The 20,762-nt window shown below is 70.5% G+C and carries 17 protein-coding genes and 2 pseudogenes; 5 read left to right on the plus strand and 14 right to left on the minus strand.

What is annotated here, in order from left to right; genetic code table 11:
• Nucleotides 1–149: 149 nt before the first annotated feature.
• From V3N99_09495 to V3N99_09505, 3 genes are all read left to right on the plus strand, one after another.
• On the plus strand, nucleotides 150–821 hold the full coding sequence (locus V3N99_09495; GenBank protein MEO3936978.1) for a response regulator transcription factor: 672 nt from the start codon (nucleotides 150–152) through the stop codon (nucleotides 819–821).
• 513 nt (nucleotides 822–1,334) lie between these two features.
• Nucleotides 1,335–1,814 carry a hypothetical protein gene (locus V3N99_09500; protein MEO3936979.1) on the plus strand — a complete coding sequence of 160 codons (480 nt, stop codon included), beginning with the start codon at nucleotides 1,335–1,337 and terminating at the stop codon, nucleotides 1,812–1,814.
• A gap of 99 nt (nucleotides 1,815–1,913) precedes the next feature.
• Nucleotides 1,914–2,705: a hypothetical protein gene (locus tag V3N99_09505; protein MEO3936980.1), complete on the plus strand. Its 792-nt coding sequence runs from the start codon at nucleotides 1,914–1,916 to the stop codon at nucleotides 2,703–2,705.
• A 251-nt stretch (nucleotides 2,706–2,956) separates the two neighbouring features.
• Here V3N99_09505 and V3N99_09510 read toward each other — a convergent pair whose 3' ends face one another.
• A complete protein-coding gene (locus V3N99_09510; protein ID MEO3936981.1) occupies nucleotides 2,957–3,166 on the minus strand; it encodes a hypothetical protein in 210 nt (69 codons plus the stop codon).
• Nucleotides 3,167–3,327: 161 nt separating this feature from the next.
• On the opposite strand from V3N99_09510, the gene V3N99_09515 reads away from it, so the two are divergent.
• Together V3N99_09515 and V3N99_09520 are read left to right on the plus strand one after the other, a co-directional pair.
• On the plus strand, nucleotides 3,328–4,182 hold the full coding sequence (locus V3N99_09515) for an EAL domain-containing protein (GenBank protein MEO3936982.1): 855 nt from the start codon (nucleotides 3,328–3,330) through the stop codon (nucleotides 4,180–4,182).
• A 122-nt stretch (nucleotides 4,183–4,304) separates the two neighbouring features.
• Entirely contained in the window at nucleotides 4,305–4,607 is a 303-nt protein-coding gene (locus tag V3N99_09520; protein MEO3936983.1) for a hypothetical protein, read from the plus strand.
• Nucleotides 4,608–4,621: 14 nt separating this feature from the next.
• Here V3N99_09520 and allB read toward each other — a convergent pair whose 3' ends face one another.
• From allB to V3N99_09585, 13 genes and pseudogenes are all read right to left on the minus strand, one after another.
• On the minus strand, nucleotides 4,622–6,016 hold the full coding sequence (gene allB, locus V3N99_09525) for an allantoinase AllB (GenBank protein MEO3936984.1): 1,395 nt from the start codon (nucleotides 6,014–6,016) through the stop codon (nucleotides 4,622–4,624).
• A gap of 33 nt (nucleotides 6,017–6,049) precedes the next feature.
• Nucleotides 6,050–7,141 (minus strand): annotated as a pseudogene (locus V3N99_09530) (glycerate kinase).
• Nucleotides 7,142–7,154: 13 nt separating this feature from the next.
• Nucleotides 7,155–8,933, minus strand: a complete 1,779-nt coding sequence (gene gcl, locus V3N99_09535) for a glyoxylate carboligase (protein ID MEO3936985.1) — start codon at nucleotides 8,931–8,933, stop codon at nucleotides 7,155–7,157.
• Nucleotides 8,934–8,974: 41 nt separating this feature from the next.
• A pseudogene (locus V3N99_09540) lies at nucleotides 8,975–9,880 on the minus strand (2-hydroxy-3-oxopropionate reductase).
• Between the two features lie 45 nt (nucleotides 9,881–9,925).
• Entirely contained in the window at nucleotides 9,926–10,765 is an 840-nt protein-coding gene (locus tag V3N99_09545; protein MEO3936986.1) for a TIM barrel protein, read from the minus strand.
• Nucleotides 10,766–10,865: 100 nt separating this feature from the next.
• The gene (gene aceE, locus V3N99_09550; GenBank protein MEO3936987.1) at nucleotides 10,866–13,592 is read right to left on the minus strand and encodes a pyruvate dehydrogenase (acetyl-transferring), homodimeric type; all 2,727 of its coding nucleotides are present in this window, start codon (nucleotides 13,590–13,592) and stop codon (nucleotides 10,866–10,868) included.
• Between the two features lie 97 nt (nucleotides 13,593–13,689).
• Nucleotides 13,690–14,571 (minus strand): urate oxidase, encoded by an 882-nt coding sequence (gene pucL / locus V3N99_09555; protein ID MEO3936988.1) that lies wholly within the window; start codon nucleotides 14,569–14,571, stop codon nucleotides 13,690–13,692.
• Nucleotides 14,572–14,659: 88 nt separating this feature from the next.
• Nucleotides 14,660–14,986, minus strand: coding sequence for a hydroxyisourate hydrolase (uraH, locus tag V3N99_09560; protein ID MEO3936989.1), 327 nt, complete (start codon nucleotides 14,984–14,986; stop codon nucleotides 14,660–14,662).
• A complete protein-coding gene (uraD, locus tag V3N99_09565) occupies nucleotides 14,983–15,522 on the minus strand; it encodes a 2-oxo-4-hydroxy-4-carboxy-5-ureidoimidazoline decarboxylase (GenBank protein ID MEO3936990.1) in 540 nt (179 codons plus the stop codon). Before uraD ends, uraH begins: the two co-directional genes overlap by 4 nt.
• On the minus strand, nucleotides 15,515–16,978 hold the full coding sequence (locus tag V3N99_09570; protein MEO3936991.1) for a nucleobase:cation symporter-2 family protein: 1,464 nt from the start codon (nucleotides 16,976–16,978) through the stop codon (nucleotides 15,515–15,517). The genes uraD and V3N99_09570 overlap by 8 nt, the downstream gene beginning before the upstream one ends.
• Before the next feature lie 81 nt (nucleotides 16,979–17,059).
• Nucleotides 17,060–17,893 (minus strand): bifunctional allantoicase/(S)-ureidoglycine aminohydrolase, encoded by an 834-nt coding sequence (locus V3N99_09575; GenBank protein MEO3936992.1) that lies wholly within the window; start codon nucleotides 17,891–17,893, stop codon nucleotides 17,060–17,062.
• A 57-nt stretch (nucleotides 17,894–17,950) separates the two neighbouring features.
• Nucleotides 17,951–19,255, minus strand: a complete 1,305-nt coding sequence (locus V3N99_09580) for an aldolase (protein MEO3936993.1) — start codon at nucleotides 19,253–19,255, stop codon at nucleotides 17,951–17,953.
• On the minus strand, nucleotides 19,245–20,693 hold the full coding sequence (locus V3N99_09585) for an NAD-dependent malic enzyme (protein ID MEO3936994.1): 1,449 nt from the start codon (nucleotides 20,691–20,693) through the stop codon (nucleotides 19,245–19,247). Before V3N99_09585 ends, V3N99_09580 begins: the two co-directional genes overlap by 11 nt.
• Between the last annotated feature and the right edge of the window lie 69 nt (nucleotides 20,694–20,762).

Genomic DNA, 20,762 nt, shown 5'->3' on the forward strand with positions numbered 1-20,762 from the left:
GAGGCGGTGGATCCGTCCCCCTCAGGGCGGCCTGGTTCTGGCCGGGCAGACGGCTCTGGTCGTCGCCGGGGGCCTCGCCGGTCACGGCAGCATCTCCCTCGCGGTGACCCTGGTGCTGGGGCGCACAATGGCCCGATGACGGTGACCCGGTGAAGATCCTCCTGGTCGAGGACGAGCGGCCTCTGGCGGAGGTGATCCGCAGGGGCCTGACCCGCGAGGGCTTCTCCGTCGACGTGCTCCACGATGGCCAGGAGGCCGTGTGGGCGGCCACCGAGACCGGGTACGACGTCGTCGTGCTCGACATCATGCTGCCGGGGATGAACGGCTACGAGGTCGTCGAGCGCCTGCGCGCCCGTGAGGTCCTCACCCCGGTGCTCATGCTGACCGCCCTCGACGACGAGTACGACCAGGCCAACGCCTTCGACCTCGGAGCCGACGACTACCTCACCAAGCCCTTCAGCTTCGTCGTCCTCGCCGCGAGGCTCCGGGCCCTCGTCCGGCGCGGCGGCCAGGACCGGGTCTCCGCCCTGACGGTCGGCGACCTCCACCTGGACCCCACGACCCGGCGCGTGCACCGCGGCCCGCACGAGGTGACCCTCACCACACGGGAGTTCGCGCTGCTCCACTACCTCATGGAGCGACCCGACCAGGTCATCTCCAAGGCAGACATCCTCGACGGCGTGTGGGACCCGGACTTCGCCGGCGACGTCAACATCGTCGAGGTCTACGTGGGCTACCTCCGCAAGAAGGTCGACGTACCGTTCGGCCTCGAGACGATCCAGACCATTCGGGGCGCCGGCTACCGGCTCTCAGTGCGCTGAGGTGGCCGGCGCTCCCGGACCCTTCGTCCCTCATGACGGCGGGCGGATGCGGTGCGGGTCCCGGACGAGAGGGGCATCCCGCCCGGGACCGCATGCCGCTCTGGCCACCGGTGCTCCCCTGGGGAAAGGGAACCGTGTGACGCGCCGGACCTGACGTCCGACGTCGCGACGGCCACCCTCGCACCGAGTTCCTGAGGCCCCGCTGAGACCAGCCGTCCGCTCCGCCTCGCGGTCCAGGGGCTGGGGTGCCGGCTGTCGGATGCGCTTCCGCGGGCGTCGAGGACGAGGCCAGGCACGAGGGCACGCGGCACTGACCTCGTCCGACATCGCGGGACCTTTGGTCCGCCACGCTGGCCCGGAAGCCGGTTGGCTGGCCGGATGAGACGCCCTGGCCACCCGTTACCCGTAGCTGCGCTGACCGCGGCCACCACCCTCCTGCTGCTTGCCGGTTGCGCGTCCACCGGACAGTCCTCCCCCGGGTCGCCAGGTGCGGGGACGAACGGGCCGGGTGGGATGATGGGCGGCACCGACGAGGGCGTCCACTACTCGACGTCGACCTGCTCAGCGCCGGCGACGATGCCCGGCAGCACTGTTCACGTCGTGCTGGCCGACATGGGCATGACCCAGATGATGGGCGGTGACGCCCCCATGGGGGCGCGGATGACGCTTGCCCCGACACCTGACTCCGTCCCCGCCGGGGCAGTGAGCCTCGTGGCGCAGAACCTCGGGTGGCGTACCCACGAGCTCGTCATCCTCCCGCTGACGACTGGGGCGACCGCCGGGCAGCGGGTGCCCGGTGCCGACGGCAAGGTCACTGAGGCCGGCAGTCTGGGCGAGGCGTCGGCCTCCTGTGCCGCGGGGACGGGCGAGGGCATCACCGCGGGCGCGGCGGGCTGGACGACCGTCACCCTCGCGCCGGGTCGCTATGAGCTCGTGTGCAACCTGAAGAACCACTACGCCAACGGGATGCACCACGAGCTTGATGTCCGCTGACCCAGCAGGACACCACGGCCAGTATGCCGCCGCGGACGTCCGTTGGGGTTGCGCGTGTGGACATCTCATGTCGCGCGGCGGGACGTCGATGTTGAGGACGTGAGCCTGTCGAGCGGGAAGAGCGGAACCACGGCGGTGGCGTCGCCGCGCGCCATCGTGGAGACGGCTCTGTCAGCGGACGTCGGGCTCCTGAGTCCTGGCCTCGACCTCGACCTCGGTCGGTCGGTCGCGGCGCTCTGCCGTCATACGGGTGCGGTGTTGGCTGCGCTGTGTCTGCTCGACGGTGACGAGCAGCTGGTGACGAGCATCTTCTCCGTGGACGCCGCGCAGGCCGCCGACTCCCCCACCACCGTCGGGGGCCAGCGGTCGAGATCGCTGGGTGAGGGTGAGTCTTTCGTCGAGCGGCTGCGGGTGCTCACGTCGGCTGCGGGCGGACGCTGTGTGGTGGCGCAGCACGAGGTGGTTGTCGACGGCCACGTCGTGGGCCTGGTCGGGATGGGTGACCGGGATCGTCACCAGTGGTCGGCGGACGACTTGACCGCTCTGGCGGAGGCCGCAGACGTCGTGTCGGCGTGGATCCAGACTCGTGTCGCCATGGTCGAGGTGTCGAGGGTTCAGCAGCCGGTGGCCGCGCACAACGAGGTGCACGACATGATCGCCCGTGACCTCCCGCTGCGCGAGGTGCTGACCGCCGCCTGTGCGGCGATCGAGCGGTACGACCCGTCGTTGATGCCCTCGGTGCTGCAGCTGGACCCGGAGTCCAACACCCTGCATTCCGGGGTGGGGCCGTCGTTCCCCCAGGAGTACCTGGATGCCGTCGAGGGCGCCCCGATCGGCCCGAGCATCGGCACCTGTGGGCCGGCGGCCTGGTTCGGTCAGTCTCCCAGATGATCGGTGCGGCGCACTGCTGGTCGATGCCGGCGAAAGGCGCTTCGGGTGACGTGCTGGGCACTCTGGCCTTCTACGGGCGCTCGCCGCGCTCACCGAGCCCACAGCACCTTGCCCTGCTGGAGGACTGGGCCCGGGTCGTGGGGACAGCGATCGAGAGGTCCCGCCACCTGGACCAGCTCACCCACGATGCCCGTCACGACGGACTGACCGGTCTGCCGAACCGAGTCGCCATCTTCGAGCGTCTCGACTTCTCACTGCGTCAGGTACGTCCGGGAGCCGCGGTCGCGGTCCTGTTCATCGACCTGGACGGCCTCAAGGCGATGAACGACACCTTGGGCCATGACGTGGCCGACGAGATGCTGCGCACCCAGGCCCGGCGGCTGTCCCTGGCCCTGCGCGGCCACGACTTCGTGGGCCGGTTCGGCGGGGACGAGTTCATCGTCGTCGCTGAAAGCGTCCACGACGCGGACGAGGCGGGCAGGCTCGGCGCCCGACTTCTCGAGGTCATCGCCCAGCCCCTGACGGGCCTGACCTCGCTCGCGGTGACCGCCAGCATCGGGATCGCCCTGGTCCGCAGCAACGACATGACGCCAGGCAGGCCCTGCGCAGGGCCGACGAGGCCATGTACGAGGCCAAGCGGGCCGGCAAGGACCGGTGCGTGTTCTCCGAGGTCGGCGAGACCGTCCAGGCCAGCCGACGGGTCCAGATTGCCCGGGCCCTGCGCGACGCGCAGACCCGGGGCGAGATGCACCTCGTCTACCAGCCGATCATCGACCTCAACACCGGCAGCACCGTCGCTCTCGAGGCTCTGCTGCGCTGGACCAGCCCCCAGTTCGGCATCGTCGAACCGACCGAGTTCATCCCCATCACCGAGGACACCGGCTCCATCCTGCCCATCGGGGCCTGGGTCCTCCTGCAGGCCTGCGAAGCCACCGTCGCCCTCGCCGTGCGCGGGCTCGACCTGCACGTCAACATCTCCGCCATCCAGATCACCCACCCCGACTTCACCACCTGGGTCCGCCAGACCCTCGCCCACGCCCAGTACCCCACCGACCGACTGGTCCTCGAGATCACCGGCAGCACCCTGACCCGTGACGACCACATCGCCCAGACCAACCTCAGGAACCTGGCTGCTCTCGGCGTCCGGGTCGCCCTCGACGACGTCGGCGTCGGCAACCTGTCGCTTCAGTGGCTGCACGACGGCCAGCTCACCGAGCTCAAACTCGACCGCACCCTCATCGCCCGGCTCGGCACTGACCGCGGCCGAGCGATCGCCGGCGGCGTCATCGCCACCGCACACGGCGCCGGTTGCACGGTCAGCGCCGAAGGCGTCGAAACCGACGACGAGCTGCACCACCTCCACGCACTGCGCTGCGACACCGCCCAGGGCTTCCACATCGCCGCCCCCCAGCCCATCGACGATCTCCACTGGGCCGGGCTCCGTCTCCATCGGAGCGCGGTCGACGACAGCCGGTAGACGCGTACGGGTGTGGGTGCGGCAGTGCGTCGCGCCCCTGTCGGGCTCGGCGGCCCCATCACCACGGCCTGGACGCTCGCCGGCCCCGTGTGCCGGTGGACCGAGGCCGGATGCTCGACGCCGTGAGAGCGGGAGAGGCTGCAGCTGCTCAGGTGTCGGCTCTGGGGCCCGGGCCCTTCGTCGTCGACTTCGAGGGGGCCCAGGGAGGCTCCGGGGTCGGCCGCGTGGACGGACGCCGGTGGCAGGCCCGCGGGAAGGCTGCGGGTGCCCCCGCCGGCTTCACCGTCTCCCTCGCTCTCGCTCCAGGTCGTCAGGACCTCACGGTCTGGGCCGGAGTCGGCGCCGACGACACCTCCGGGGTGGAGCTGCGCATCACCTCACCCACCTCGGGCCTGGTCGGCTTCGCCGCAGCCAGCTTGCAGTGACCCGAGCGTCATCGTCAGGCCGCTCCTGGTCCTGACGATCCCCTCGTCAGCATCGATCCCGTGGGCGCCGCAGCGAGGTCGAGGCGCTCGCCGTGGAGCCAGGTCTGACGGACCGCCCCCGCGAGCGTGCGGCCCGCATACGCCGAGACCGGGTTCTTGTGGTGGAGCAGCTCGGGAGCCACGACGAAGGTCTCGTCGGGAGCGAAGACGACGAGGTCTGCCGTCGCGCCGACGGCGATCCGGCCTCGATCGGTGAGCCCGACCTGGTCGGCGGGGCCCTCGCCCATCCACCGGACGACGTCGACGAGGTCGTGACCGCGCCCCCTCGCCTCGGTCCAGATGGCGGGCAGGCCGAGCTGGAGCCCGGCGATCCCACCCCAGGCCAGCCCGAAGTCGCCGGACTCCAGCGCCTTGAGCTCCACGGTGCACGGCGAGTGGTCCGAGACGATGGTGCGGATCGTGCCGTCCTCGAGCCCGGCCCAGAGGCGGTCGCGGTTGGCGTGCTCGCGGATCGGTGGGCAGCACTTGAACTGCGTTGCGCCGTCAGGGATCTGCTCGGCCTCGAGGGTGAGGTAGTGCGGGCAGGTCTCGACCGAGATGCGCAGCCCCTCGGACTGGGCGGCCGCGATGAGCGGGAGGGCATCGGCGTCCGACAGGTGCAGGATGTGGGTGCGAGCACCCGTGGCGCGGGTCGCGTCGATGACCGTGGCGATGGCCCGCTCCTCGGCCGCCGGTGGCCGCGACTCCAGGAAGGTCTCGTAGGCCGTCCCGCCCGGTGCGGGCGCAGAGTCGATCACCCCGGCGTCCTCCGCGTGCACGATCACCAGACCATCGAAGACCGCTGTTGCAGTGAGGGCTTCGTGCAGCTGCTCGGTCGACAGGTGGGGGAACTCGTCGACCCCGGAGTGGAGCAGGAAGCACTTGAAGCCGAAGACACCGGCGTCGTGCAGGGGGCGCAGGTCGGGGACGTTGCCCGGGACGGCACCCCCCCAGAACCCGACGTCGACGTAGATCTGGTCGACCGCGACGGCCCGCTTCGCCTCCAGCGCCGCGACGGAGACGGTCGGGGGGATGCTGTTGAGCGGCATGTCGATGATCGTGGTGACCCCGCCCGCCGCAGCGGCCTTCGTGGCCGAGGCGAAGCCCTCCCACGAGGTGCGGCCCGGCTCGTTGACGTGCACGTGGGCGTCGACCAGGCCGGGGAGGAGGACCTCGTCGTCGGCGAGGTCGACCAGACGGCCCTCGGGCAGGTCCGGGAGCGGGGCGTCGTAGGGATCGATGGCCACGATCCGGCCAGCGGCGACGGACACGGTGGCGCTCGTCTCGCGGCCCCCGACGACGGCCCTTCGCGCCCTGAACACCAGGTCAGGAGTCAGGCCTGCAGTCCCTCGCCGGGGCGGTGACGTCACGCTCGCCCCCAGGAGGTCGACGGCGATGCGGGCCCCGATCGTCTCGAGCGGCGTTCCGGGATCACGCATCGCGTCGTCCACCGACGGGCTCACATCGAGCAGCGAGTAGCTGGCGCAGATGCCCGCCTCCTCCAGCTGCTCGTGGCTCAACAGCACCCGTCCGGCGACGGCGACGACGCGGACCCCGAGACGCCGCGCGAGGTCGGCGACCGCGGCGGGCGCCTTGCCGTTGAGCGTCTGCTCGTCGAGCGAGCCCTCACCCGTGACGACGAGGTCGACGTCGGCCATGGCGTCGCCGAGGCCGATGAGCTCGAAGACGAGCTCGGCACCCGGCCGCATGCTCGCGCCGGCCACGGCGACCAGACCGAAGCCGACCCCACCAGCGGCACCGGCCCCCGGCTCGCCCCGACGATCCTGGCCGGTGGCCTCGGCCACGAGGTCGGCGAAGTGGGCCAGCGCGGAGTCGAGGGCGGTGACGTCCTGCGCCGAGGCCCCCTTCTGGGGGCCGTAGACGGCAGCCGCACCGCCGGGCCCGGTCAGCACGTTGTCCACGTCGCACGCGACGACGATCTCCGCGCCGTCGAGGCCGGGGTGCATCGCGGACAGGTCGAGACGCGCGGCAGCGGCCAGGCCTGACCCACCCGGGCCCACCGGTTCGCCTGTGGCCGTAAGGATCCGAGCGCCCAGGGCCTCGAGCAGCCCAGCGCCACCGTCGGTGCACGCGCTCCCCCCGATGCCGACGACGACCCGCCTCGCACCGGCGTCCAGCGCGGCCGCGATCAGCTCGCCGGTGCCGCGGCTCGTGGCCGTGAGAGCCGCCGGGCGCTGGCCCGGCAGCTGCCCGAGCCCACTCACCTCGGCCAGCTCGACGACCGCCTCCCCACCCCGGATCGCGTATGCCGTCTGCACCGGCTCACCGGTCGGCCCGGTCGCGGCGAGGGCGACTCGGGTGAACCCCGCGCCGACCGCAGCGTCCAGCGTGCCGTCGCCACCGTCGGCGACGGGGACGACGACGATCTCGATCCCGGGCAGGACGGAGACCAGGCCGTTGGCCACGTGCTCCGCGACCTGGGCGGCGGTCAGGGTGCCCTTGAACTTGTCAGGGGCTAGGAGGACTCGGGTCATGTCGGCGCCCTACTCAGTCGAGGTTGACGAACAGCGCGGTGGGCGCGTCGTCGCCGGACTCGGCGAGCTCCTCGAACTCGGTCACCCCGGCGATGGAGACCCCCATCGACACGTTGGTCACCCGCTCGAGGATCACCTCGACGATGACAGGGACCCGGTGCTCGGCCATCAGCTTCTTGGCCTGCTCGAGGGCGGCGAAGACCTCTTCGGGGTCGGTGACGCGAATCGCCTTGCAGCCCAGTCCCTCGGCGACCTTGACATGGTCGACACCATAGCCGTTGACCTCCGGGGAGTTGATGTTGTCGAAGGCGAGCTGCACGCAGTAGTCCATGTCGAAGCCCCGCTGGCTCTGCCGGATCAGACCGAGGTAGGCGTTGTTGACCAGGACGTGGATGTAGGGCACGTTGAACTGGGCGCCGACGGCCAGCTCTTCCATCATGAACTGGAAGTCGTAGTCACCGGAGATGGCCACCACGACGTCGTCGGGGGCTGCCGTCGCCACGCCGATGGCAGCTGGCACCGTCCAGCCGAGCGGTCCGGCCTGGCCCGCGTTGATCCAGTGCCGGTCCTTGTAGACGTGCAGCAGCTGCGCGGCCTGGATCTGGGAGAGACCGATCGTGGAGACGTAGCGGACGTCCTTGCCGAAGGCCCTGTTCATCTCCTGGTAGACCCGCTGCGGCTTGATGGGGGTGACCTCGAAGTTGGTCTTGCGCCACATCGACGACTTGCGCTCCCGGCACTCCTGCGCCCAGGCCGTGCGGTCGGGAAGGGTCCCCGCGGCGGCGCGCTCGCGAGCGGCCTCGACGAAGAGGGCGAGCGCAGCCTTGGCGTCGGAGACGATCCCGTAGTCCGGGGCGAACACGCGGCCGATCTGGGTCGGCTCGATGTCGACGTGGACGAAGGTGCGGCCCGCGGTGTAGGTCTCGACGTCGCCGGTGTGGCGGTTGGCCCAGCGGTTGCCGATGCCGAGCACGAAGTCGGAGGCGAGCATCGTCGCGTTGCCGTACCGGTGGCTCGTCTGCAGCCCCACCATGCCGGCGTTGAGGTCGTGGTCGTCGGGGATGGTGCCCCAGCCCATCAGCGTCGGGACGACGGGCACACCGGTCAGCTCGGCGAGCTCGGTCAGCAGCGCTGACGCGTCGGCGTTGATGATGCCGCCTCCGGCGACGATCAACGGGCGCTCGGCGGCGGCCAGCAGGTCGAGCGCCCTGTCGATCTGGGCTCGGCTGGCCACGGGCTTGTAGACCGGCAGCGGCTGGTAGGTGTCGACGTCGAACTCGATCTCGGTCATCTGCACGTCGATGGGCAGGTCGATCAGGACAGGGCCGGGGCGGCCCGAGCGCATGAGGTGGAAGGCCTGCTGGAAGGTGCCGATGATCTGCCCCGGCTCCATCACCGTGACCGCCATCTTGGTCAGCGGCTTGGCGATGGAGGCGATGTCGACGGCCTGGAAGTCCTCCTTGTGCAGCTTGGCGACGGGCGCCTGACCGGTGATGCACAGGATCGGGATGGAGTCGGCGCTGGCGGAGTAGAGGCCGGTGATCATGTCGGTGCCAGCGGGACCGCTGGTGCCGACGCAGACGCCGATGTTGCCGGCCTTGGCCCGGGTGTAGCCCTCGGCCATGTGGGAGGCGCCCTCCACGTGTCGAGCGAGGGTGTGGTGCAGCCCACCGTTGGTCTTCATCGCCTTGTAGAACGGGTTGATGGCGGCGCCGGGGAGGCCGAAGACGTTGGTGACGCCCTCCTTCTTGAGGATCTCCACGGCCGCCTGGGCGGCAGTCATTCGTGCCATGTCAGTGTTCCTTGCTGGTTGGTGTGGGTGACGCAGGAGGGCTAGTGAGACGGGGTGGCGAGCGTGCCGGACAGCCGCTCCACGCCCCTCAGCAGGCCGGAGTGGTCGAGCTGTCCGTCGCCGTTGGCCAGGGCGGAGGCCATCAGCTCGGCGACGAGGGAGCCGAGGGGAACCACGACGCCCGCCTCGCGGGCGGCCGATGTGACGATGCCCAGGTCCTTGTGGTGAAGGGCGATCCGGAAGCCCGGGGTGAAGTCGTGAGCGGTCATGTTGCCCCGCTTCTGCTCCAGGACCTTCGATCCGGCCAGCCCACCGCCGAGGACGTCGAGGGCGGCATCGAGGTCGACACCGTAGGCCGTCAGGAACGCGACGGCCTCCGCCAGCGCCTGGATGTTGGCCGCGACGATGAGCTGGTTGGCGGCCTTCACCGTCTGCCCTGCGCCGTTGCCACCGACGTGCACCACGGTCTTGCCGACGACGTCGAGCACCGGCCGGGCAGCGGCGAAGTCATCAGGGTCTCCGCCGACCATGATCGACAGGGCCGCGTTCCGGGCACCGGCCTCGCCACCGGACACGGGGGCGTCGAGCAGACGGAAACCCTTGTCCTTGGCCGTTCTCGCCAGCTCGACGGTGACGTCCGGCCGGATGCTGGAGAAGTCGATGACCAGCGTGCCCGGCCTGGCGTTGGCGAGGACACCGCCCTCAGAGAGCAGGACCTCTCGCACGTTGGGGCTGTCCGGCACCATGATGGCGACCACGTCGGCCTCGCGCACGGCCTCGGCCGTCGAGCGGGCCGCCCGACCTCCGGCGTCGAGCAGGGGCTGGGCGCGCTCGGGGGTGGGGTTGTAGCCGACGACGTCGTGGCCGGCGTTCTGCAGGTGGACGGACATCGGGCTGCCCATGATGCCGAGGCCGATGAAGGCGATCGTGCTCATCGTGTGTCTCCTTGAGGTCTGGTGCGGATCGACGTCGCGGCGCCGAGTCGGGTCGGGTCAGGTCTGTGTGGGCGCGGGAGCGCCACGGCGGCCTCGCGGGAGCCAGGCGAGGCTCTCGTCGGTCGTGGTGGTGGGCTTGTACTCGAGGCCGACCCACCCGGCATACCCGGTGTCGCTGACGGTCGTGAGCAGGTCCAGCAGGTCGAGGCTTCCGGAGCCGGGCTCTCCACGGCCGGGCCAGTCGGCGATCTGGACGTGGCCGACCCGGTCGGCGTAGGCCGTCGCCGCGGCGGCGGGGTCGTCACCGTTGTTGGCCAGGTGGAAGAGATCGAGCAGGAAGCCCACGTTGGCGTGGCCGTCGGCCCGCGCCACGTCGACGACGGCGACCGCGTCGGCTGCGGTCCGCAGCGGGTAGGGCTTCGGACCGCTCACCGGCTCGACGAGCACGGTGGCGCCGACTCGAGCGGCAGCGACGGCGGCCAGACCGAGGTTCACGCGCCCGAGGGCGTCCTGGGCCTCCGGGCTGCTGTCCTCGACGCGGTTGCCGTAGAGGGCGTTGAAGGCCGTGACCCCGAGACGCTCGCCGATGCCGACGGTCACGTCGATGTTGTCGACGAACTGGCGTGACCGGTCCGGGAGCGACAGGACGCCACAGTCAGCGCCAGCCAGGTCGCCCGCGAAGAAGTTCAGCCCGACGAGCTGGACCCCGCTGTCGCTCACGGCGGTGACGAGGGCGTCGACGGCTGCGTCGGAGGGCACGGGCTGATCGGGCCACGGCCACCAGAGCTCGATGGCGTCGAAGCCGGCCGCCTTGGCGGCGGCAGGCCGCTGCAGCAGCGGCAGCTCGGTGAACAGCATGGAGCAGTTGGCCAGGTACCGAAGTCCGTGGTCGGTCATCGGGGTCCTCTCAGACTGGGTGGTGGTGGGAGACGACGTCGGAGGGTGCAGAGCGGGACGGGGCCGCCAGGGGGCTACGTGTGGCCGACCCTGCGGCTGGTCAGGAGTCACCGCCGGCGCTGCCGGTGGTCCCGGCCCGGACGTCGAGCAGCCGGTAGCGGCTCGATGCCCTCAGGGCCGTCTCGGGGTCGACCCGTCCCTCGTCGGCGAGCACCTGGAGGGCGCGGACCACGATCGACTCGACGTCGATGTGGAAGAACCGGCGGGCGGCAGCCCGGGTGTCCGAGAAGCCATGGCCGTCGGCGCCGAGCGTGGCGAAGCGGTGGGGCAGGAACTGGCGGATCTGGTCGGGGACCTCGGAGACGAAGTCCGTCGACGCGACCACCGGCCACGGGGCGTCAGCCAGCTTGGCGGCGACGTACGGCACCCGCGCTGCCCGCTCGGGGTGGAGGAAGGCCTCCTGCTCGGCGGCGAGGCCGTCCCGGCGCAGCTCGGTCCACGAGGTGACCGACCACACGTCGGCGAAGACCCCCCAGTCCCGCTCCAGCAGCCGCGCGGCCTCGAGGACCCAGGGCACCGACACGCCCGATCCCATGAGGTGGCAGCGGGGGCCGTCGCCCGCACCGGTGGCGATCCGGTGCAGGCCGCGCAGGATGCCGTCGACGTCGACGTCGGCCGGCTCGGCCGGCTGCAACATCGGCTCGTTGTACAGGGTCAGGTAGTACATGACGTCGGGATCGGTCGAGTCCGGTCCGTACATCTGCTCGAGCCCGGCGCGCACGATGTGCGCGATCTCGTAGCCGTAGGCGGGGTCGTAGACCTTGGTCGCCGGGTTGGTGGCAGCCAGCACCGGCGAGTGGCCGTCCGCGTGCTGCAGCCCCTCGCCGGTGAGCGTGGTCCGCCCGGCGGTGGCGCCGATGATGAAACCGCGGGTCATCTGGTCCATCGCGGCCCACATGGCGTCGCCGGTGCGCTGGTAGCCGAACATCGAGTAGAAGACGTAGACCGGGATCAGCGGCTCACCGTGGGTGGCGTATGCCGTGCCCGCGGCTGTGAAGGCCGCCATCGAGCCGGCCTCGTTGATGCCGGTGTGCAGGATCTGCCCCTGGGGGGACTCCTTGTAGGCCAGGAGCAGGGCGCGGTCGACCGAGGTGTAGTTCTGGCCGTTCGGGTTGTAGATCTTGGCTGTGGGAAAGAACGAGTCCATGCCGAAGGTGCGTGCCTCGTCGGGGATGATCGGCACGATGCGGTTCCCGATCCCCTTGTCCCGCAGCAGCTCTCGCAGCAGACGCACGAAGGCCATCGTGGTCGCCGCCTGCTGCTTGCCCGAGCCGCGACGGGCCACGTCATACGTCTTGGCGTCCGGCAGGGTGAGGGCGCGGGGGGCCCGGCGCCGCTCGGGCAGGAAGCCGCCGAGCTCGTGGCGCCGGGCGAGGAGGTACCGGATCTCTGCCGATTCCGACCCGGGGTGGTGGTACGGCACCCGGTAGGGGTCGGCGTCGATCTGGGTGTCGGTGACGGGGATGTCGAGCAGGTCACGGAACGCCTTGAAGTCCGACGTCGTCAGCTTCTTCATCTGGTGCGTCGCGTTGCGCGCCTCGAAGTTGGCGCCGAGGCCGTAGCCCTTGACGGTCTTGGCGAGGACGACGGTGGGCCGCCCCGTCCTGTTGCCGAGGGTCGCCGCATGGTAGGCGGCATACACCTTGCGGTAGTCGTGGCCACCGCGCTTGAGGCTCCAGATCTGGTCGTCCGTCAGGTCGGCGACGAGAGCCTTGGTCGAGGGGGACCGGCCGAAGAAGTGCTCGCGGACGTAGCCTCCGGACTCGCCCTTGTAGGTCTGGTAGTCGCCGTCCAGCGTCTCGTTCATGACCCGCACGAGCTCGCCGTCGGTGTCCCTGGCGAGGAGTGGGTCCCACTCCCGACCCCAGAGCACCTTGACGACGTTCCACCCTGCACCGCGGAAGAACCCCTCGAGCTCCTGGACGATCTTGCCGTTGCCGCGGACCGGACCGTCGAGCCGCTGGAGGTTGCAGTTGACCACGAAGGTGAGGTTGTCGAGCCCCTCGTTCGCCGCCAGCTGGAGGAAGCCGCGCGACTCCGGCTCGTCCATCTCGCCGTCGCCGAGGAAGGCCCAGACGTGCTGGTCGCTGGTGTCCTTGATCCCCCGGTGCTCCAGGTAGCGGTTCGACTGGGCCTGGTAGATCGCGTTCATCGGACCGATGCCCATGGAGACGGTCGGGAACTGCCAGAACTGCGGCATCAGCCGTGGGTGCGGGTAGGAGGACAGCCCGTGCGGGGCCGCAGACTTCTCCTGCCGGAAGCCGTCGAGGTCGGCCTCGCCCAGACGACCCTCGAGGAAGGCCCTGGCATACATCCCCGGCGAGGCATGTCCCTGGAAGAAGACCTGGTCGCCGCCACCGGGGTGGCCGGCGCCGCGGAAGAAGTGGTTCAGACCCACCTCGTAGAGCGTCGAGGCGCCGGCGTAGGTGGAGATGTGGCCCCCGACACCGATGTCCGGACGCTGCGCCCGGTGCACGAGCACCGCCGCGTTCCAGCGCAGGAGCCGACGGTAGGACCGCTCGATGCTCTCGTCGCCGGGGAAGGCCGGTTCCTGCGCCACGGCGATGGTGTTGACGTAGTCGGTCGTGACGCCCCCCGCGGCCGCAGGCAGGCCGGACGCGGACGCCTGCTCACCGAGCATGCGCAGCACCTCGGCCGCCCGAGACGGGCCGTTGCTCGCCAGCAGCTGGGTGAAGGACTCCGACCACTCGGACATCTCCTCCGGGTCGACCTGGTCGGTCGAGGCTCCTGGGTGCGGGCTGGTCATCGTCGGTGCTCCTCTGCTGGGGTGGGGTCGGTCTGGGGTCGGTCTGACGTCGGTCTGCGGTCGGTCTTGGGGCCGGTCTGCGGTCAGTGAGGCCGGGTCAGCAGAACCCGGCGATGCCGACCCATGCCGCGTCGGCGGGTGCGCTGCCCTTGCGGGCGAAGGTGGCCTCGATCAGGCCGTAGGGCCGGTCGGCCGCCCAGAAGACGAGGCCGGGGTTGTCGAGACCGCGGAACGACAGGTCGGAGAGGAAGTGGTGCTTGTTGGGGCAGGAGAACTTCACCTCGTCGATGCAGTCGTGCTTGTCGATCACGGCCTCACCCATCTGGAAGAGGGTGTGCTGCAGCGCCTTGGAGTACTCCTTCCCGAAGGCCTCGAGCATCGTCGCCTTGACGCTCGCGTAGACGGCGTTGTAGTCGACGTCAGGGGTGTTGTAGCGCCAGCGGGTCGTGACCTCGGTGGCGAGGATCCGGTCCTCCGTCTCCGGGAGCGTCGTGTAGTCGTCCTTGGGGTAGCCGACGAAGCCCGACTGCGTCGTCTTCATCACGGTCAGGCCGGAGAACCCGCTGATCACCGTGGTGCTGTCACCGTCGCGCACCAGCACCGCCGTGCGGGTCTCCGGCGTGTTGCGGAAGAAGGCGTGGTCGTGGTCGTCGATCCGCGACCAGCCGTACTCCTCCGCCGCCCACCGGCCACCCGTCACCCAGTCGAACTGCGTGGTGAAGTGCTCGGCGAGCCTCTCCAGCAGCTGCTCCGGTGAGGCGATCCCGTCGCGGGCGAAGGCGAAGATGGTGTTCTTCTGCGTATCGGTGGCGACGACGTGGGCGTTGTCCCCCTCCGTGTGGGCGGCCAGGAAGTCGCCCCGGAGCTCGGACGTCACGTTGAGGTCGATCACCTCGTGGCGGTCGGTGTCGCGGGTGACGCGCACGACCCGGTTCTCTGCCTTGCCGTACTGGTTGGCGGTGAGGATGACCTCAGCCATGTCGGACTCCTTCGGTCGTCGTGTCGGTGGTGTCGGTGGTCTCGTGCTGTCGTGCGGTCTTCGTCGGGGGTGAGGTGGACGGGCCCGCTCAGCTGCCGCGATAGGTCGTGTAGGCGAAAGGGCTGGCCAGGAGCGGTATGTGGTAATGGGATTCGGTGGCGCGGACGGTGAAGTGGACCTCGACGACGGGGTAGAAGCAGTCCTGTTCCTGTCGGGCGAAGTAGGCGCCGATGGCGAAGGACACGCAGTAGTCACCGGGTGCCAGCGTGTCCGGTCCGAGGTCGGGCACCCGGCCGTTGGCGTCGGTCGTCGCGGCCGCGAGCGGCGTGCCGTCGACACCGGTCAGGCTGACCTCGACCCCGGCGGCTGGCGTGCCCGTGCTGGCGTCGAGCACGTGCGCAGAGAGGAAGCTCACGGAGTCACCAGGGCCTGCAGCCGCAGGACCGCGATCTCACCGAGCTGCTGGCCCACGACCCGCTCCTCGGTCGCGTCGTCGTGGCCCAGACGCGTCTCGAGCAGAGCCACGATCTCGGACGCCGAGCGCCCCGCCGCCCGGATGAGGAACACGCGGCCGAAACGGCGCTCGTAGGCGGCGTTGCCCTGCCGCAGCCGCCGGCTGAGCTCGTCGTCGACCTGCAGACCGGACTGCTCACCCTGCGAGAGCGTGGCCTCGCGGGAGGTCCCCGAGGGTGACTCCCCGATGCGTGGATGGTGCGACATTGCGGCCTCGATCTCGTCGTGCGACAGGGCGGTCGCGGCCTGCGCCGCGACCTGCGCCAGGTCGGCGACCTCGGCGAAGGGGCGGCCGTCCACGACCGTGTTCACCCACCGGTCCACGTCCAGGCACGGACGGATGAAGGCGGCTGCGACCGCACGGTCCCAGGCGTTGAAGCTGGCCAGGCTCACCGTGGGGGCGGCGACCCGCCCCGCCGGCGCCCCGGCGTCAGCCACGTTGCGCCCTGTCGGCCGAGCCGCCGACCTCGTTGCGGCGCTGGTCGGGCTCGTTCAGTCGCGCCTCGTCCCGATCCGAGATGGCCCCGGGCGGCGGCCCCTCCGAGAAGATCGGCCCCTCGGTGCTCGAGGACCGCCCGAGGATGTTGAAGACGATGTTGAGCAGGACGGCCACGATGGCCGTGGAGGTGATACCGGAGTCGAAGATGACCTGGAACCAGCTGGGGAACTTGTCGTAGAAGGTCGGCACCGAGATGGGGATGATGCCGAAGCCGAGCGCGAAGGCGACGATGACCAGGTTGGAGTTGCCGGCGAAGTCGACCTTGCTCAGGGTGCGGATGCCGCTCGCGGCGACCGTGCCGAACAGGGCCAGGCCGGCCCCTCCGAGCACGGGCAGTGGCACGACGGCGACGATCGCGCCGAGGACCGGGAAGACGCCGAGGAACACGAGGATCGCCCCGCTCACGGCGACGACGAATCGGCTCTTGATGCCGGTGATGGCGACGAGACCCACGTTCTGGGCGAAGGCACTGATCGAGAACCCGTTGAAGACACTCGCGATCGAGGTGGAGACCATGTCGGCACGCAGCCCGTTCGTGACCGTCTCGCGGTCGGCCGGCCGCTCGATGATCTCACCCACGGCGAGGATGTCGGCGGTCGTCTCGGTCATGATCACGAGCATGACCACGACCATCGAGATGATCGCGCCGAAGGCGAACGTGGGCAGGCCGAAGTGGAACGGTGCGGGGACCTGGAAGAAGCCGGCGTCCTTGATGGCGCTGAACTGGGTGACACCGAAGGGGATCGCGACGACGGTGCCGAGGACCAGTCCGAGGAGGATGGCGATGCGGGAGAAGAACGGCGGCATGAAGCGGTAGATCAGCACGATGATGACCATGGTGAGCACCGCGAGCAGGATGTTCTTGGGGTCGCCGAACGTCTTGGACCCGACCCCGCCGGCGCTCCATTTGATCGCTACCGGGAGCAGCGAGACACCGATGATGGTGATGACCGACCCGGTCACGACCTCGGGAAAGAAGTGGAGCAGCCGGGTGAAGACGGGTGCGATGAGCAGACCGACGAGGCCGGCGACGAGCAGCGCGCCGAAGACCGCCCTCAGGCCGTCGGTCCCGCCGGATGCGGTGCCCACGGCCAGGATCGTCGAGACCGCGGCGAAGGAGGTGCCCTGCACGAGGGGCTGCCGCGCACCGAACTTCCAGACACCGAGCGTCTGCAGCAGCGTCGCGACGCCCGACATGAACAGGCCGGCCGAGACGATGTAGGTGATCTGGCCCCCGCTCAGCTTGAGCGCGCTGCCGACGATGAGAGGCACGGCGACGACCCCGGCATACATGCTCAGCACGTGCTGCAGGCCGTAGACGATCATCTGCGGGAGCGGGAGACGCTCGTCGACGGGATGGACGTTGGTCGTCGGGGGGTGTGACGTCGTTGTCATGAAGACCTCCTGGATCGGGCGTGGTTCTGCGAGCGGTGCTGGTGGGTGAGACTCGCTATCGGTCACGAGTCACGTGGTGCCTCAGGTGAACTGGCGGCTGAGCGTGGCGTGGCGGTTGACGTCCTTGTAGAGCAGGTAGCGGAAGCGACCGGGGCCTCCGGCGTAGCAGGCCTGGGGGCAAAAGGCCCGCAGCCACATGAAGTCACCCTCCTGGACCTCGACCCAGTCGTTGTTGAGCAGGTAGACCGCCTTCCCCTCGAGGACGTAGAGCCCGTGCTCCATCACGTGCGTCTCGGGGAACGGGATCACCCCGCCGGGCTCGAAGGTGACGATGTTGACGTGCATGTCGTGGCGCACGTCGGTGGGGTCGGCGAAGCGTTGCGTCGTCCAGACCCCGTTGGTGCCCGGCATCTCACCACCGGGGACCTCGAGGTCACTGGTGACGAACGCCGCCGGCACCTCGATCCCGGGCACGCGCTGGTAGGCCTTCCGGATCCAGTGGAAGGAAGCCACCTCCTGGCTGGTGTTGTGCAGGGTCCAGACCTGGCCGGGAGGAAGGAAGGCGTACCCTCCGGCCGCCAGCTCGTGGGTCTCGCCGTCCAGCGTCAGGGCCAGGCTGCCGGCCACGACGAACAGCACGCCCTCGGCGCCCGGGTCGAGCTCGGGCTGGTCGCTGCCACCCCCGGGTGAGACCTCGACGATGTACTGGGAGAAGGTCTCGGCGAAGCCCGACAGGGGCCTGGCGATCACCCACAGCCGCGTCTTGTCCCAGAACGGCAGCAGGCTGGTGACGATGTCGGTCATGGTGCCCCGCGGCAGGACGGCGTAGGCCTGCGTGAAGACGGCCCGGTCGGTCGTCAGCTGGGTCTGCGGCGGCAGCCCACCGGCGGGGGTGTAGTAGCTGGGGGTGGTCACGTGGTGCTCCTTCTCGAAGGGGTGCGCGCAGGTCGCGCCGCGGGCTGGGGGTGCCGGTCAGGAACGACGGCGCATGGACTCGGTGTCCGACCGCGGGCGGGACAGCAGGTCGAGCTGTTCCCCGGTGAGTCCCACCAGGTCGAGCAGCTCCGTCTCGTCGACCGCGCCGCAGGCCTGGCCGCGGTGGAGGTAGCGGGCGAGCGCCCGCGCCGTGGCCGGCTCGTCGAGCACGCCCGACGAGCTGTTGCCGACGTAGTCGGCGAGGCGACGTGCCGCCCTGGGGAGACCCTGCCGGTAGAAGGCGAAGGTCGCGGCGTAGCGGGTGGGCAGCTGCCCGGGGTGCAGGTCCCACCCCTGGTAGAACCCCCGGCGCAACGCCCGCGCGACGAGGTCGTGGTGCGTCTTCCAGGCGGCGCGGACCTGATCCGGCCCACCCACCGGCAGGATGTTGGTCGACCCGTCGCAGACGTGGACCCCGGTGCCGGCCGCAGCGAGCTGCATGACCTGCTTGGCGTGGTCGGCGACCGGGTGGTCGGACGACTGGTTCTCGGCCGAGATCTGCAGCGAGGCGCTGTAGTCGTAGGTCCCGTAGTGCAGCGAGGTCACCCGGTGGTCCCCGGCGTGGATCGCCGCAGCGAGCGGGGCCGACCCGTCGGCCCCGAGGATGAGCTGGGGGGTCTCGACCTGGATCTCGAAGCCGAGCGCCCGGTCGGCCAGACCGTAGGCCGACTCCAGGGCCCGGCAGGTCGCCACCATGGCCTCCACCTGGCTGACCGTGCTCACCTTCGGGAAGGTCAGCACCAGCCCGGGTGGCAGCTCGCCCAGCCGCTCGAGCAGACCGCCGAGGAACAGGTCGAGGGTCCGGATGCCGCGACGACGCGTCGGCGCCTCGAAGCACTTGAAGCGGATGCCGATGAAGGCAGGCGAGACCCCGCCGGAGACGGCGGCGGCGACGGCCGCGGCCGCAGCGATGCTGTCGGCGTCCTCGGTCGCCTCACCACGATCGCCGTACCCGTCCTCGAAGTCGAGACGAAGATCCTCGATCGGGCTCGTGGTCAGCTTGGCGACGACGCGGTCGGCGACCTGGGCGGTGAGGTCGTCGGCCATCCCCAGCTCGGCGCAGACGGCAGCCATGCCCCCGTGCTCGGCGACGAGGTCGAGGGCGGTGCGGCCCCACTGGGACGGCAGGTCAGGAGCGTAGCGGTCGGCGGGCACGTAGACGGTGTGGACGGGCTGGCGACGACCGTCCTCCCCCGGATAGCTCTCGGCCAGGAAGGTGTCGGTGGAGACGAGGGACCGGTCGACGTCGTCGAGGACGCCGTCGGCGAGCGCGGGGTGGGTCCCGGCGACGTCAGCGGTCATCACGGTCCTCGGGGTCGGCACCGGACGCAGAGTCGGTGGAGTCGGCGGAGGTGGTGGAGTCGGTGGAGGTGGCCACGACGGCCTCGGCCACGGCGACCGCGACGCGTGGGTCGAAGACGCTGGGCACGATGTAGCTGGCGTTGAGCTCCGCGGGACTGACGCAGTCGGCGATCGCGTGGGCCGCGGCCACCAGCATCGCGGTCGTGATGTCTCGCGCACCCGCGTCGAGCAGGCCGCGGAAGAGACCAGGAAAGGCCAGCACGTTGTTGATCTGGTTGGGGAAGTCGCTGCGCCCGGTGGCGACGACGGTGGCGTGCTGGGCGGCGTCGAGCGGGTGGATCTCCGGGTCGGGGTTCGCCAGGGCCAGGACGACGGCCCCGTCGGCCATGCTCGCCACGTGCTCGGCCGCGATGACGTTGGGTGCGGAGACGCCGATGAAGACGTCCGCGCCCACCATCGCCTCGTGGAGCGTGCCCGACACGTTGTCGGGGTTGGTGTGGTCGGCGATCCACTGGCGGTGCTCGTCGGCATAGCCGTCGCCGCGGTGGATGGCCCCCGAGCGGTCGCAGACGACGATGTGACCCGCTCCCTGGGCGTGCAGCAGCTGGACGATGGCGTGGCCTGCGGCGCCGGCGCCGCTCACCACGACCCGCGCCTGCTCGATCGTCTTGCCGACCACCCGCAGGGCGTTGACGAGCGCGGCCAGGACGACGATGGCGGTGCCGTGCTGGTCGTCGTGGAAGACGGGGATGTCGAGCTCGGCCCGCAGCCGCCGCTCGATCTCGAAGCAGCGCGGGGCGGCGATGTCCTCGAGGTTGATGCCGCCGTAGACCGGCGCGATGGCCTTGACGACGGCGATGATCTCCTCGGTGTCCTTGGTGTCGAGACAGACCGGCCACGCGTCGACACCGGCAAAACGCTTGAACAGGGCGGCTTTTCCCTCCATGACGGGCAGGGCGGCCGCCGGTCCGATGGCACCCAGCCCCAGCACGGCCGTCCCGTCGGTGACGACGGCGACCGTGTTGCGCTTGATGGTGAGCCGGCGCGCGTCGTCGGGGTTGGCGGCGATGGCGAGACAGACCCGGGCCACGCCGGGGGTGTAGGCCCGCGACAGGTCGTCGCGGGTGCGGAGCTCGACCTTGGGCTCGACCGAGAGCTTCCCGCCCAGGTGCATCAGGAACGTGCGGTCGCTGACCTTGCCGACGCTCACTCCGGGGATCGCGTCGACGCTGGCGGCCACCTGCTGGGCGTGCTCGTCGCCGCCGGTGTTGCAGGTGATGTCGACGGTGACGCTCTGGTGGGTGGACTCGATGACGTCCAGGGCGGTGATCTCCGCTCCTGCGGCCGCCGCTGCGGCGGCCAGCTCGGAGGTGGCGGTGTAGCCGGCGGGTGCGGAGACCCGCATCGTGATGGCGTGGCCGGGGGTGGGACGGGTCATCGTCACGGTCCTCTCGGGAGGTGTTCGGGGCTGGTTCGGGCTAGTTGGGCGGTGTGGGATGGCAGGTCG

The sequence above is a fragment of the Dermatophilaceae bacterium Soc4.6 genome, from assembly GCA_039889245.1.
Taxonomy (GTDB): Bacteria; Actinomycetota; Actinomycetes; order Actinomycetales; family Dermatophilaceae; genus Lapillicoccus.

Coding starts and splice junctions, on each gene's coding strand:
- V3N99_09500 (MEO3936979.1), top strand. CDS start 1,335: ATGATGGGCGGCACCGACGAGGGCGTCCACTACTCGACGTCGACCTGC.
- V3N99_09515 (MEO3936982.1), top strand. CDS start 3,328: ATGTACGAGGCCAAGCGGGCCGGCAAGGACCGGTGCGTGTTCTCCGAG.
- gcl (MEO3936985.1), bottom strand. CDS start 8,933: ATGGCACGAATGACTGCCGCCCAGGCGGCCGTGGAGATCCTCAAGAAG.
- V3N99_09545 (MEO3936986.1), bottom strand. CDS start 10,765: ATGACCGACCACGGACTTCGGTACCTGGCCAACTGCTCCATGCTGTTC.
- aceE (MEO3936987.1), bottom strand. CDS start 13,592: ATGACCAGCCCGCACCCAGGAGCCTCGACCGACCAGGTCGACCCGGAG.
- pucL (MEO3936988.1), bottom strand. CDS start 14,571: ATGGCTGAGGTCATCCTCACCGCCAACCAGTACGGCAAGGCAGAGAAC.
- V3N99_09570 (MEO3936991.1), bottom strand. CDS start 16,978: ATGACAACGACGTCACACCCCCCGACGACCAACGTCCATCCCGTCGAC.
- V3N99_09580 (MEO3936993.1), bottom strand. CDS start 19,255: ATGACCGCTGACGTCGCCGGGACCCACCCCGCGCTCGCCGACGGCGTC.
- V3N99_09585 (MEO3936994.1), bottom strand. CDS start 20,693: ATGACCCGTCCCACCCCCGGCCACGCCATCACGATGCGGGTCTCCGCA.